The sequence below is a fragment of the Synechococcus sp. 'PEA 65AY6A-5F PE A' genome (assembly GCF_047462575.1).
Taxonomy (GTDB): Bacteria; Cyanobacteriota; Cyanobacteriia; order Thermostichales; family Thermostichaceae; genus Thermostichus.
The window spans coordinates 1-13,657 of sequence record NZ_JAOALE010000027.1 but is presented as its reverse complement, the minus strand read 5'-3'; the positions used below and the strand labels follow the sequence as shown (position 1 = coordinate 13,657).

Here is a 13,657-nt window from a genome sequence, read left to right as displayed (position 1 = left end):
TCCAGGCCGCTGCCGCCACCATCCACAACCTCAGGGGGAGTTCCCCTCACCCCCGGCCCCTCTCCCTCTGGGAGAAGGGAGCTGGGGATCGACCTAACGAGTTGTTTCGTTGCCCCTGGAAACAGCCCTAATTTGAGTTCCCTGAGTTAGCTGCGCACGCGCAAGGACTGGCGATGGCAAAACCCGCAGACCAACCAACGCTCCAGTTCGGCGGCAGGGGCGGGGCAGCCACAGGCAGGGCAAGGGAACAGGTTTTGCTGAGTTTGTCTCTGTTTCACCAGTCGGGCCCAACGTTCGAAAGCGGCTTTAGCATCGGCGGGAGACGGCCGTGAGCCGGAGCGGCGAGCGGTTGCAGGCTGCTTTTGGGCTGGGGTTGCAGATGAGATGGGGTAAAACTTGCCTACCAACTCCGCATCAGGGTGGGGAGCGGACGGGCTGGATCCCTCGTGCCAAGCGCCGGGGCTGAAGCGAATGTCGCTGAGAGGAGGGTGCAGGCGGCTGTTGAGTTTCCTGAGAATGAGCTGGCGCTGCAGAGTTAAGTTTTGCGCCCAGGACGGGGTAGAGGTGGCCACCTGTAGCACCTGGCGGCGCAGGTTGAGGGGATAGGTTTGCGCTGCTACCGCCTCTCCCACCACTTCCGGCCAGAGCTGTCTTAGGAGCTGCATTTGCTTCAGTTCAGCCCAACACGGATGGCTGCCAAAGCTACCCAGTGCCTCATCTAACCGTTGCAGCATGGTGTCGCTCAGGAAACGCCATTTTGGTCTTCCAACGATTTTGCCGCTTCGCTGAGGGCGGACTGAATGGAAGCGGCATCGGGCAGGGAACGGGATCCGCCGTTTTGACTGGGGGGAGCAAATCCTTCGAGGCTGCGAATGTGAATATCTTGCTGGGGGAAGGGGATGCGGATCCCACGCCGGCGAAACTCTGCTTCGATGGCAAAGTTCAGCTCGCTGATCAAGACAAATTGATCCTGGGGCCGGTTGATCCACACCAGCAGCTCAAAGTTGAGGGAAGAGGGGCCAAAAGACTTGAGCCACACCTGCGGGGCGGGGCTGCTCAGTACCCGCGGATTTTCCTTGGCGGCGCTGAGCAGGGCTTCGGTGACCAAGGTGGTATCGGAGCCGTAGGCCACGCCCACGGGAATGTGGATGCGACAGCGGGGATCCCGGTAGCTCCAGTTCACCACCTTCGACTCGGTGAAGCGGGAGTTGGGCACGATTACAAAGATGCGATCCAAAGTGCGCAGGACGGTGGCCCGCGGGCCAATGCGCTCCACGGTGCCGAGCAGGTTGTCCACTTCCACCAGATCCCCGACTTGGATGGGGCGCTCCAGCAGGATGGCGATGTAGCTGATGTAGTTGTTGGAGAGGTTTTGCAGACCAAAACCGATCCCCAAACCCACCGCCCCGGCAATCACCGCCAGGGATCCCAAATTGAGGCCACTGAAGGGCAAGACCAAGAGGATCCCGAACAGGGTGAGGATGTACTTGAAGATGGCCGTTGTAGACTCCTGGGTGCCCAGATCCAGTCCCAGCCGGCTCAGAAACCGCTGCTTAAAGCCAACGCTGACGTAGTGGGCAACGGTGAAGACCAAAGCGGCCAGCACAAAAAAGACCAGCAAGCTGGCGATGGAGACGCTGGAATTGGGCAGCGGTTGGGTGAGGACGCCCAGCGCCGTGGCCACCACGCGCCCCAAGCCCAGGTAAAAAGCGCGCTGAAAAGGCCGCAGGGCAGGTATAAAGCTGATGCCGCGATCCAGAGAGATGCCGGCAATGAGAATTGCCCCCAGGCCTCGCAGCAGCACCCCTGCGATGTCGATCCAGCTCCCCCAGGCCGGGTCGGCCTTGAGCTCCAACCAACTTTGCAGGCGGACGAGACTGCGGTCGAACAGCCGCCAGAGAAAGAACCCCACTGCCACGGTGGCCAGCCCGGCCAGGATGGTGAGCATCAGCACGCGCGGATCCTGCGCCCGCTGCAGATCCAGCCGATCCTGCCGGTACTCGGCAATGGCTTGCTCCAGCCGCCGCGCCCAAGTGTTGGCCACCAGACGCACGTCGTTGAGGCTCACCTGGCCCAGCGGCACCCTGCGCTCGGCGGCGGCGTCGGCATAGGTGACGGTAAACAGATACCGCTGGGTGGCCTCAAAGCGACCTCTTTCTCCCAGGCGGAGGACGTACTGGCCGTTGGCATCCTGGGCCACCCGTACCTCCGGCTCTGGCAACTGGCCTTCTTCCAAGAAGCGCTCAATGATTGCCCGCACGTTGTCGGCCCGCACATCGCTGGGGTATTCTGCCGTCTGCAGGCGAAACACCGGAATGTTCCCCACCAAGACTTCTGTGCCCTCTTGGCCGGTCAAGGGGATCCGCAGTGGGCTAGAGGTCGGGGAAGGGGATCCCTCAAGAGTTGGCGCTTCGGCAGGAGTGGGGTGGGAAAAGCCGGGATCCCGCAACTCGAGGGCTTGGGCCACCGGGATCCCAGCAGCCTTGGAGACCGGAGCGGGCAGGAGCCAGAGGCCAATCCCGGCTATCAGCCCCACCGCCAGGGCCGCTCCCTTCAGCAGGACAGAGTCTCGAATGGCTCGTTGGACCCGAACGCCCATTGTCTCGGGGATCCCTAGGATGCTGCTGTAAGCCTATGGTGGCATAAGCAAATCCCGATTTTGGCCGATCCAAGCGAGGACCTTAAGTGCTCTGATGGTGGCCCAAAAGGCGTTGGCGCAGCTTTTTAATTTGGTCTCGCAGTTGCGCAGCTTCTTCAAATTCCAGGTTTTTGGCCGCTGCTTTCATCTTCAGTTCCAGTTGGCCGATCAGCTCTGGAATCTCCGAAAGAGGGATTTCGTCTGCAACTGGAAAGGCTTTTTCCAGGTCTTGGCTGTTGAGTTTGCGGGAGATGGCCAAAAAAGACAGAATGGCGTTGCTGTTTTTCTTAATAATGGGCTTAGGAGTGATGTTGTGTTGGCGGTTGTATTGCAATTGAATCTCCCGGCGGCGCTGGGTTTCGGCGATGGCCCGGGCCATGCTGCCGGTCAGGGTGTCGGCGTACATCACCACCGTGCCACGGACATTGCGCGCTGCTCGCCCGATCATCTGAATCAGGGATCGCTCCGCCCGCAAAAATCCCTCTTTATCCGCGTCCAAAATGGCCACCAAGGAGACTTCCGGCAAATCCAACCCTTCCCGCAACAAATTGACCCCTACCAGTACGTCAAAAGCTCCTTCGCGAAAATCTTGTAAAATTTCGATCCGCTCAATTGAGCTGATCTCGGAATGCAAATAGCGAACCCGGATCCCGCGTTCTTGCAAGTATTCTGTGAGATCTTCGGCCATGCGTTTGGTGAGGGTGGTCACAATGACCCGTTCCGGGAGGCCCTGCTGCGAACGTTCCAATCGCAGGTAGATCTCTCCCAACAAATCCTCCACCTGCCCGGCTGTGGGGCGGACATGCACTTCCGGATCCACCACCCCGGTGGGCCGAATGACCTGTTCTATAACCCGACCGGTGCCCGGCACATAGAACTTCAGGGTTTTGCCGTTTTCCACCACCGTTTCAAATTGGGCTCCGCTTTGCTCCAGTTCCCAGTTGCCGGGCGTGGCGGAAACAAAGACGCATTGGTGGACTTTGGCCCAGAACTCCTCGGCTTTGAGAGGGCGGTTGTCGAGGGCGCTGGGCAGGCGAAACCCGTGATCCACCAGCACCTGCTTGCGGGCGCGATCCCCATTGTACATGCCGCGGATTTGCGGCACGGTGACGTGGGATTCGTCCACCACCAAGAGCCAATCGTTGGCCTTGAAATAATCCACTAAACAAGCAGGCGGCTCCCCTTCCTTGCGCCCCGTCAGGTGCCGAGAGTAGTTTTCGATGCCGTTGCAATAGCCCACCTCCCGCAGCATTTCCAGGTCGTAGCGGGTGCGCTGTTCTAGCCGTTGGGCTTCCAGTAGCTTGCCTTGTTTGCGAAAGAAAGCCAGTTGCTCCTCCAGCTCCTGCTCAATGTTGAGGATCGCCTGCTGCAACTGGGCTTCTGGCGTTACAAAGTGGCGAGCCGGGTAGACTCTGAGGGCGCTGAGGCTGGTCAAAATCTCACCTGTAACCGGATCAATCAGGCGAATGGCCTCGATCTCATCGCCAAAAAATTCAATGCGGATCACCCGATCTTCATACGCCGGCACAATTTCCAGCACATCGCCCTTGACGCGAAATCGCCCCCGCGCCAGCTCCAGGTCGTTGCGCTCGTACTGAATGCCGGCCAGATCCCGCAAGACCTCCCGCTGGTTGATCTCCTGGCCGACTTGGAAGGGGATGGAAGCCTTCAGGTATTCCTCCGGCATGCCCAAGCCGTAGATGCAGCTTACCGAGGCCACCACGATGACATCTCGCCGTTCAAATAGAGAGCGGGTAGCGGAGTGCCGCAACATGTCGATCTCATCGTTGATGGAAGAAGACTTGGCGATGTAAGTATCGGTGCTGGGCACATAGGCTTCCGGTTGATAGTAGTCGTAATAGCTGATGAAATATTCGACGGCATTGTAGGGAAAAAGCTCTCGCAGCTCGTTACACAGTTGGGCGGCCAAGGTTTTGTTGGGAGCCATCACCAAGGTGGGCCTGCCGACTTGCTGGATAGTATGGGCAATGGTAAACGTTTTGCCGGTTCCGGTTGCCCCCAGCAGGGTTTGAAAGCGATGGCCCTCTAAAATCGACTTCACCAAGCCGGCAATCGCCTTGGGTTGATCCCCCGTGGGCTGATAGGAAGAAACCAGTTGAAACTCCGACATAAGTCTATCCGTTGATCTTTTGAGGATCCATGGTTGAGTGTTCTGGTTAAGACTTTTAATTAATTTAGACAACTGGGCAGTTACAGCCTGCTTGGCCAGAACCTATATCGTCCCATAAGCTAAAACCTTTGTCAGTGGAGTTTCCGTCGGTGCGCTGGATCTCCTGACGAAAGAGCAAGCTGTAGTTGAATTCGGCGGCTACACCTCACAGGCTGTAAATTTGTCCATCGATTAGCAGATGGGTAATGCCTTTCTTCTGCAATTGTGGGCGTACAATCTCCAGAATGTATCCGGGAAATTGGATGACCCGGTAGGGCGGATAGGTGTTGCTGCCACGACGGCTCATCTCGGAAAAGCGCCGAGCCACCTTGTGGTTGTCGAAAATGGGCAGCGTATTGGCGTTTTCGATCCCCTCTACGGGCAGGGATCCCAGCCCCAGAAATTCCTTGAGGGGGCGGGTGGTCAGCTCTTGGTAGCGATCCACCACAACATAACAGGTCTCAGGCAGGTCGAGCTTCTCTAGGGGGAGTACTTGGATGTGATGGACGGGATCCGCCAAGGGATCTTCTGAGGGCACCGCTGCCGCGTCGTCTAAAAAATCGTCGGCATCCTCTTCTTCGTCGTCATCGTCTTCTTCGTCTTCCAGGTCGTTGTCCTCGTCGTCTTCCAGGTCTTCTTGAAGCTCGGCTACGAGCTGGGCCGGCAATTCTTCGGGGGCCAGTTCTGCCACCGTGGCCGTCCTGTCCTCAGGGATCCGCTCCCCTTCGCTGACATCGCTGAGATCGGAGGCGTCGGCAGCCCCCTGTGGGGGCAAGACCTGTTGCCCCTCCATGCCGTCCAGGGGAAGGGTGGGTTCCTCGCCCGTGTCTTTGCGGCGAGCTGCTGAGCGTTTGAGCTGGATCAGCCGCTGGTACTCGTCGGCAGCGATGTTTTCCTTGAGGACACGGGTGATGGTGGTAACGCTTACCCGAAATTGCTCGGCCAATTCGGCGGCAGTGGCTGCCGAGCCGCGGTAGGTGCTAACAATTTGCTGTTGTTCTTGTTCTGAAAGTTTGCTGCGGGCCATCGCGGTTATCCCATCCCAAAACTTGGACTCATGGGCAGGCGGCGGTTGCCCGACACAGCCGGTTGAGGCCGGCGGCCAGCGCTTCCCGCTCTAGTTCCTTGCCGATGAAGACAATTTTTGACCAACGCGGCTCATCGGGATCCCACTCCCGCTCCAAGAAGAGGGTCTGTCGTCGGCCCACCTGATGAAAGATAACCCGCTGCGGCTCGTCCGCAACCCACAGCACCCCCTTGGCGCGAAAAATCGTCTCCGGCAGATCCTGCAGCCAATCGCGGAAGGCCGCCAGATCCAGCGGTTGCTGCAGTTGAAAGCTCAGAGATTGGATCCCGTCTTCTTCCAGATGGTGACTGGGGTGAGCGTGACCTTCAGCCTCGGCAGCGGAGAGCTTGGGATCCCACAGCTCTGGGCGAAAGGCGTGCACATCCAAAATGCGGGCCAGGGGCACCTGGGCGTGGGTGGTGGGCAGACAGGGAGCGTCGGGGTTGTAGCGACGCAGATCTAACAGGATCTTCTCTTGTTCGGCTGGGGTGATCAAATCTACCTTGTTCAGGAGCAAGATGTCGGCGCTGCTGATCTGGTGGGCGGTAGTTTGGGACCGCTGGAAGTTGCGCCAGTACTCGGCCCCATCCACCAGGGTCACCATCCCATCCAGGCGCAGCTCCTCGTGGAAGGTTCTCTGTACAAACAGCTCGGCCACCTGCCTGGGATCCGCCACGCCGCTGGTCTCCACCACCAGGTAGTCCAACGCCTGGGCATGCTGAAGCAGCTCGCGAGCCGCCCGTTCGAGATCCTCCCGCACCGTGCAGCAGAGACAGCCGTTGCTGAGCTGCATCAGCCCTCCTTGGGGCATGTTGACCAGTTCGCCATCGATGGAGATCTCGCCAAACTCGTTGAGGATAACCCCGATGCGCAGCCCGTGTTCCTCCTGCAAGATGCGCTTGAGCAGCGTGGTTTTACCACTGCCCAAAAAGCCCGTCAAAATTGTAACCGGAAGCTGAGCTTTCATACATTCATTACATATCAATCACTCAAGACTCAATCGACAAGCGGCCAACAAACCCTTTTCTCAGGTTCTCTGGAGGCTCTACTAGCTTAGCTCCAGGGCCAGTTTTCCAGGATCTGGACTGAATGGCGGCGCTGCTGGGATCCCTAAGCCAGCAGGTTCGGGTGGACGAGGTGGGCATGCAATCCACCTACCCCGTCTGGGTGGGCTGCGCCGGCAGATCCGCTGGGCCGATGTCGAGCGCCTTGACCTCGCTCCACCAGCCAGGGGGGCCTGTTGACACTCCCACCGTCTAAAGGCGGGGGATTCTTACGCAGTCCACAAAAGAACCCGCAACGGCGTTGTCAAAGCGCCTCTAGACAGTTCCTTAACGCAAAGCCCCAAGGTTCTGCTGACTTTCTTAAGCAGGTTGGCGGCAGCATTTGCCTCAGCCCAGAGGGTCTCCACCCGTCGGGTTTTTCACCATAACTAGGTAGCTCATCTCCATCTAGGAAGCTTGCCTGCGAGCTGTACGCCTCCTCTACCTCAATAAACTCCATGCCATAATGCTGACATAATTGCACGATACGCTCCTTGAACCGACCTGTTGGGACGAAAACAAAGTTTTGGTTAAAACCGCATTCTTGTTTTTGTTCTTTGTTCCAACCTAAGTAAGCGATAGTGCGAGAGGAAAGTCAACGGTACAATCACTACAACCATGGTGTGGGGCTAGCGGTTGTTTATCTTATTTTTTGGCCAAAGAGAAAGAAAGAGGTCTTGGTGGGAGAAGTCAGGAAGAGGTTGTTTGAGCTATGAAACTATATCAACGACCCCCATCATGGGTAAGCGACTAAAGTGGCTAGCGGGCTTTTCCGCCCCGCACTCAAGTGCGGGGCTACCAAGCTATCCTTTTGTGTACTACCTGGTCAGCGGCCCTATGTCCAGCCTTGGATGGACAGGCTGCTGGGGGTTTGCCCTGTTGCTCTTGCTCTGGATGGGATCCTGGCCTTCTGGGTTTGGATGGGGAGCTAGCTCCAGCGGGGCAAGTAGCAGGAAAAATCCTGTTTTTTAACAAACCGAAAGGGCCCGGAAAGGGATCCCCAGACCACCTGATCTGTTTCGGGATCGCGCCCCTGATCCAGGCTGTGGAAGTAGTCGGCCCCGATTTCAAACTCGCTATAGAGGTAGGTGGTTCTGCCCTTGCGCTCGACGATACAGCCCTTGCCGGGTACGCTGCGGCCCCGGTAGCAGGATCCCGTCCATTCCACCTGAACCGCGCAGCCGGGCAAAAGCTCCAGCTCTGCCGCCGCCAGGCTGGCCAGTTTTCCCAGATCTCGGCCAGCACATTTGTAGGCCTCCGGGGATCCCAGGGCGTAGTTTTGAATGCGGATCCCGTCTGGCGTCTCGAAAAGGTGGATGACCCGCTGCCGGTAGGGCTGGTCGGGGTAGATATCGTACAGTTGCTCCACGTAAAACCCTATCCCCTGAAACACCGACCACGGCAGAGGGCATTGGTAGACGTGAATGTTGGCGAACCAGACCGGCTCGGCTATAGCCTGGTGCAGATTGTTGAAATGTCCGGCCATCCAGGTGGCCAGTTGGGCCAGTTGCGGCGAAACCGACATAGCGCAAGTGACATACTCCCGTCTCTCACCCTCAAGCGCTCTGCGCCGCTGACGCGAACGGGTAGAGAGCAGGCTTCTCGCTTCGAAGGACTCCGTTCCGCTAGCGCGAACGGGGAGCTATTGCAAGAACCCTCTGCAAGCAGCCACGGAATGCCCTATCGCAGGGCTGTACCAGATTCCGGCAACGCCGTTTTGTACAGCCAATCTGATTTTACGATATTTTTTGCGGGGGTGGCTGTATCCCGACCCTGACTGCCCCCCAGTCGGATATAGGGGGGTACAGGGCGGGGCTTATCCACCCCCGCACCCCCAGAAGCGTAAGCGTGCAAGCCTATTATCCGGGACGGCAGGCCCGCTTGCCAAAACCAGCTCTAGGGATCCAGTTTGGCCGACAGGCTAGAGTAGAGAAGCTCGATCCCCTCCGCTTGGGATCCGATTTGCCTTTCAATGGATTTGCGAACGGCGCTATGTCTGCCCCACCCCTTCCCCTGCTTGGGCAATCCCTAGCTGCCTTGAAAGACTGGGCGGTTGAGCAAGGGCAGCCGGCCTACCGCGGCCAACAACTGCACACCTGGCTCTACCACAAAGGGATCCGCTCCCTACAGGAGGTGACGGTCTTTCCCAAGGCCTGGCGCGAGGCGCTGCAAGAGTATCCCGTGGGGCGCTCCCAGGTGGTGCAGCGGATAGAATCCCGCGATGGCACGGTCAAGTTTTTGCTGCAGTTGGCGGATGGGGAGTTGATCGAGACGGTGGGGATCCCGACCGCCAGGCGGCTGACCGTCTGCGTTTCCTCCCAGGTGGGCTGCCCCATGGCCTGCAACTTCTGCGCCACCGGCAAGATGGGCTACCGGCGCAACCTCAAGCTGCACGAAATCCTGGATCAGGTGTTAACGGTGCAGGAGGACTTTGGCCGACGCGTCAGCCACGTGGTTTTCATGGGCATGGGGGAGCCCCTGCTCAACCGCGACACGGTGGTGCAGGCCATCCGCAGCCTGAACCAAGATATCGGCATCGGCCAGCGGCACATCACCCTCTCCACCGTGGGCGTGCCCCGCCAAATCCCCTGGCTGGCCCAGCAAAAGCTGCAGATTACCTTGGCCGTCAGCCTGCATGCCCCCAACCAGGAGCTGCGGCAACAGCTGATCCCTTCCGCAGCCCACTATCCCCTGGAGGCTTTGATCCAGGACTGCCGCGACTACATGCTGAGCACGGGACGGCGGGTTAGCTTTGAGTATACGCTCATAGCTGGGATCAACGACCTGCCCATCCATGCCCGTCAATTGGCCCACCTGCTGCGCCAGGCCAGCCAGTCGGGGGCACGCCTGCACGTCAACCTGATCCCGTACAACCCCATCGCCGAGGCCAACTATCAGCGCCCTCACCCAGCGCGGGTGGCGGAGTTCGTCCGCCTGCTAGAGGAACACCACGTCCAGGCCAGCGTGCGCCAGACCCGTGGTCTGGATAGCAACGCTGCCTGTGGCCAGTTGCGGGGATCCTTTTTGCGCGCTTCCCCTGAGCCGGCCCCTGGCCGTTCCTAGGCGCTGCCGGCTCTAGAGAGGTCTTTTGCCGCCGCCGGAGCGGGATCTGGGCTTTGGGGGAGCCAAACGCGGAAATGGGTCCATCCTTCCAGGCTGCTGACGGAGATCCGGCCCCCCATGTGCTCCACCAGTTGCTTGACCAGGGACAGCCCCAGGCCGGTGCCGCCGTGCTTCCAGCGATCCGACTGCGGGATCCGATAGAACTTTTCAAAGATGCGGGGCAGCTCCGCCTCTGGGATCTCGCTGCTGTTGCTGCAGACGAAGAGGATCCCTTCTCCTTCCTGGGCCACCCGCAGGTGGATGGATCCCTCGGGGGCGGTGTACTTGATGGCATTGTGCAGCAGCTCGCGCAAAATGCGGCCCAGAGCCGTGGGATCCGCCTCAAGGGGTGGGATCCCCTCTTCCAGGTGCAGTTGCAAGTTCTGCTTTTTGCCCTGGGCTAGAGGCTGGGATGCCGCCACCAGATCCCGCAAATAGCGCGGCAGGAAGATCTCTTCCGGCTGGAGCAGATACTTCTCGGCTGCCAGCCGCTGCATGTCCAGCAGGTCGTTGATCAGCTCAATTTGTCGGTTACACTCCTTGAGGGCAATGGCGAAATAGTGCTGCTGTTTCTCGGAGTTATTGTGGGCTATTTGCAACATTTGCAGGGCCATGCGCACATTGGCCATGGGGGTGCGCAGCTCGTGGGAGACGGTGCTCAAAAAATCGTCCTTGAGCAGGTTGAGCCGCTCCAATTCCTTCACCTGGGCCTGGGCCGCCTCATACAGACGGGCCTGCCGCAGGGCCAGAGCACACAAGTTGGCCACCTGGTAGGCCAGTTGCCTTTCGGCTTCGGAAAACTCCTGCTGTCGCTCCACCAGCAACACCCCCAGCCGCTCTTGGTGGTTTCGAAGGGAGCAAGCCAAGAGGTGTACCCAGCGCCCGCCTCTTTGAGAACACCAGTGGACTTCCCAGGGCAAGGCATGGGAGTGCAGCAGGTGCCCAAGCTCAGGGTCGTTAAGGGAGGCGGGATCCGCCTTCTCTGGAAAAGAGCAAGCCCGGATCCAAGAGGATCCATCGGCGCTGGTCAAGAGAATATGACAGCCAGTCAGGTTGAGAGCCTCGGCTAGGCTCTTGACCACCTCTTCCAAGATCTCTCCCTCCTTGAGGCTGGCCACCATCTGGCCGCTGAGGGAGCGCAGCACTGCCTCAAAGCGCAAAGCCTGCTCCAACTGGGCGGTGCGCAGCGCCACCTGGGCTTCTAGCTCGCGGTTAAGGGCTTCTAGCTGCTGTTGGGCCCGCTTTTGCTCGGTGATCTCCCGCCCCACCGCCAGGATCTCCACCAATTGGCCTTGGCTGTCGAAAATGCCCTGATCCACCCAGCTCACCCAGCGGGACTGGCCACTTTCGCCGGGGTACTCCCGCTCGCTGCGGTAGAAAGGACGTTCAGGCGTAAGAGCCGCAAGAGACTGCAGCACCGCCTCCCGTTCTTGCGGCGGCAGAGAGTCCACCCAGCGCCTGCCTATTGTTTCTTCTGCTGAGCGGCCAAAGAAGCGCAGGTAGGCCGGGTTGGCATAGGTTATGGAAGTATCGGGCCGAAAGCGGCAGATCAGCTCCGTCTGCTGCTCCACCACAGCGCAGTACTGCTGCTGCTGTTGCCAGAGGCGATCCAACAAAGCCTGTTGGTTAGCGGCCGCCTGCTGCCAAGCTTTGGCCAGGGTCTGCACCTCTTGGATGGGGCCGGGATCCATAGAGGCCAAGGCCGGGATCCCAGTTTGCACAAATTGCTCCGCTATTTGGGTCAGGCGGCGCAGCGGGCGAGAGAGGGCTTCACTGAGGAGGATCCCAGCTCCCAGAAAGCCCAGCAGCAGCCCCCCGCCCAAGAGGGCCGCCTGCTGAGTGCTGCGATAGACAGGGGCGAGAAGGATCTCCTCCGGGATCCCCTGTACGAAATAGAAACTCAGCCCCCCTTCATCCTGAATGGCCGTCACCTGTGCCAGATAACGGATCCTGTCCACCCTAAGGCGCAGCAGATCTTGCGAGGCCGCCGTCTCCCAGGATCCCACCTGCGCTTGCACAGCCAGCAGCAGCGGGTGGGGGGAGAGCTCCTCCGTGCCGGCCACCACCTGGCCCTCTTCATCCAGCAACCAGCTCACCCCCGGATACCCCAAGCTGACCTGCAGATCTTCCAGAAAAGCCTGCAGTTGCTGAGCCGAGAGAGCAGCCACCAGGCTGCCGTAAACCCCGCCCTCCCCATCCGCCAAGGGCAGCGCCCTCAGGACCAGCCGCTCCGGCCTTTGATGGGGAGACTCGACAAAAAAGTTGCTCACCACCCAGGTACGGCGGGCCCCTTCCTGTTGCAGGACTGCGGGAAACCAAGACAGCCGCCGCAGATCCACAAAGCCCAATTGCCGCGTCAAGCCGGTGGGATCCCCGCTTTCCGGATCCCGTTGGCGGCCTTGGACGGATCCCGGCTTCAGGCCCGGCGTGTGGTAAGTCCAGATCGAGCCATCGGCGTGGCGGCGGGCCGTGATAAACCCCCCCTGCTCAGAGACAAAGCCGACATAGCTCAGCTCGGGAAACTGCTGCAACTGGCGGGCAAAATACGCTTCCAAGACTTCCAGATCGGGAGGCTGAGGAGCGGCCAGATTGGGCAACAGCCCCCAGCGCACCGCTCCCTCAGTGACGGCATTGACCTGCAGGGGGGCCTGCAGATACCGGTGTAGGTTCTCCTCGGCTCGGTGGTTAACCTCACGCTTCAGGTGCTCGGCCAACTGCAGCGCCATCTGCCGCCCGGCTCGCCAGGAGAGGTAGCTCACCCCGCCCGCCCCCCCGGCCACCGCCAACAGCAGCGGCAACAGCAGCGCCACCTGCAAAGGGATCGACCGAGAAGCCAGGGAGGGCAAGCGCATCCGGGAAGCAATCGAGGAAAATAGCATGGGATCCCTAGGCTTGAGGAGGTTCTAGCGCTCGCTGCACAGCGCCGAGGACAACTTCGGCACCCATGGCCAACAGCGCCACCGGGATCGCCCCCACCAGCAGGATGGCGGTGTCGTAGAGGGCAAACCCCAGCGTGATAAAGCTGCCCAGCCCGCCCGCCCCGATAAAGGCCGCCAACGTGGCGCTGGCAACCACCTCGATAGTAGCGGTTTTAACGCCGGCCAAGATTACCGGCAACGCCAAAGGGATCTCCACATAGCGCAGCACCTGGGCAGGGGTCATGCCCATGCCCAAGGCGGCTTCGCGTAGGGCCGGATCCAGGCTGCGGAAGGCCACGTCGGTGCTGATTAAAATGGGGGGCAAGGCCAAGATCGTCAGGGCAATGGCCGCCGAGCGGAAGCCAAGGCCAAAGTAGGGAATGGCCAAAAACAAAATCGCCAAGCTGGGGATCACCCGCAAGCTGCTAAAAGCATTGATCACCACCAGAGAAACCACCTGCGAGCGGGAGCTGCCAAAACCCAGCGGCAGACCCACCAGCAACGCGATCCCCAGCGGCACCGCCACCAGTTGCAGGTGTTGGAGGAAAGCTTGAAGTAGCAGGTCGCTGTTGCTTTGAGCATAGTCCAAGGAGCGGGCCAGGAGGCTCATCGAGAGCATGACTCTAGTCAATGATATGCTGGACTATACTGAAAATAATGCCCAGTATGTTCAGTATGGCTGCTTGGTATGGCTAGGTATGTAAAACCGAGAGAAGCGGC

General features: G+C 59.7%; 10 protein-coding genes and 1 pseudogene. 3 read left to right on the top strand and 8 right to left on the bottom strand.

The features are described from left to right. Positions 1 to 146 precede the first annotated feature (146 nt). From GG26_RS09780 to GG26_RS09760, 5 genes are all read right to left on the bottom strand, one after another. Positions 147 to 665 carry a DciA family protein gene (locus GG26_RS09780; protein ID WP_240527320.1) on the bottom strand — a complete coding sequence of 173 codons (519 nt, stop codon included), beginning with the start codon at positions 663 to 665 and terminating at the stop codon, positions 147 to 149. Positions 666 to 742: 77 nt separating this feature from the next. Next, positions 743 to 2,599 carry a mechanosensitive ion channel family protein gene (locus GG26_RS09775; RefSeq protein ID WP_414347069.1) on the bottom strand — a complete coding sequence of 619 codons (1,857 nt, stop codon included), beginning with the start codon at positions 2,597 to 2,599 and terminating at the stop codon, positions 743 to 745. A gap of 82 nt (positions 2,600 to 2,681) precedes the next feature. Beyond that, complete coding sequence (uvrB, locus tag GG26_RS09770) at positions 2,682 to 4,769, bottom strand: excinuclease ABC subunit UvrB (protein WP_011431356.1); 2,088 nt, start codon at positions 4,767 to 4,769, stop codon at positions 2,682 to 2,684. A gap of 205 nt (positions 4,770 to 4,974) precedes the next feature. After that, positions 4,975 to 5,835 (bottom strand): hypothetical protein, encoded by an 861-nt coding sequence (locus GG26_RS09765; protein ID WP_011431357.1) that lies wholly within the window; start codon positions 5,833 to 5,835, stop codon positions 4,975 to 4,977. 28 nt (positions 5,836 to 5,863) lie between these two features. Continuing rightward, the gene (locus GG26_RS09760; protein ID WP_011431358.1) at positions 5,864 to 6,841 is read right to left on the bottom strand and encodes a CobW family GTP-binding protein; all 978 of its coding nucleotides are present in this window, start codon (positions 6,839 to 6,841) and stop codon (positions 5,864 to 5,866) included. Positions 6,842 to 6,963: 122 nt separating this feature from the next. On the opposite strand from GG26_RS09760, the gene GG26_RS09755 reads away from it, so the two are divergent. Both GG26_RS09755 and GG26_RS09750 read left to right on the top strand, forming a co-directional pair. Continuing rightward, complete coding sequence (locus tag GG26_RS09755; protein ID WP_011431359.1) at positions 6,964 to 7,134, top strand: hypothetical protein; 171 nt, start codon at positions 6,964 to 6,966, stop codon at positions 7,132 to 7,134. 364 nt (positions 7,135 to 7,498) lie between these two features. After that, a pseudogene (locus tag GG26_RS09750) lies at positions 7,499 to 7,630 on the top strand (IS200/IS605 family transposase); the annotation flags it as partial. A 215-nt stretch (positions 7,631 to 7,845) separates the two neighbouring features. On the opposite strand, the gene GG26_RS09745 reads toward GG26_RS09750, so the two are convergent. After that, entirely contained in the window at positions 7,846 to 8,442 is a 597-nt protein-coding gene (locus GG26_RS09745) for a chromophore lyase CpcT/CpeT (RefSeq protein WP_011431360.1), read from the bottom strand. A gap of 467 nt (positions 8,443 to 8,909) precedes the next feature. Between GG26_RS09745 and rlmN the strand changes: the two genes are divergently transcribed. Next, positions 8,910 to 9,980 (top strand): 23S rRNA (adenine(2503)-C(2))-methyltransferase RlmN, encoded by a 1,071-nt coding sequence (gene rlmN / locus GG26_RS09740; RefSeq protein ID WP_414390267.1) that lies wholly within the window; start codon positions 8,910 to 8,912, stop codon positions 9,978 to 9,980. On the opposite strand, the gene GG26_RS09735 is transcribed toward rlmN, so the two are convergent. Continuing rightward, positions 9,977 to 12,898, bottom strand: a complete 2,922-nt coding sequence (locus GG26_RS09735; protein WP_414390265.1) for an ATP-binding protein — start codon at positions 12,896 to 12,898, stop codon at positions 9,977 to 9,979. The two genes, rlmN and GG26_RS09735, sit on opposite strands and share 4 nt — an antisense overlap. A gap of 7 nt (positions 12,899 to 12,905) precedes the next feature. Beyond that, complete coding sequence (locus tag GG26_RS09730) at positions 12,906 to 13,547, bottom strand: ABC transporter permease (RefSeq protein ID WP_011431363.1); 642 nt, start codon at positions 13,545 to 13,547, stop codon at positions 12,906 to 12,908. Positions 13,548 to 13,657: the final 110 nt, after the last annotated feature.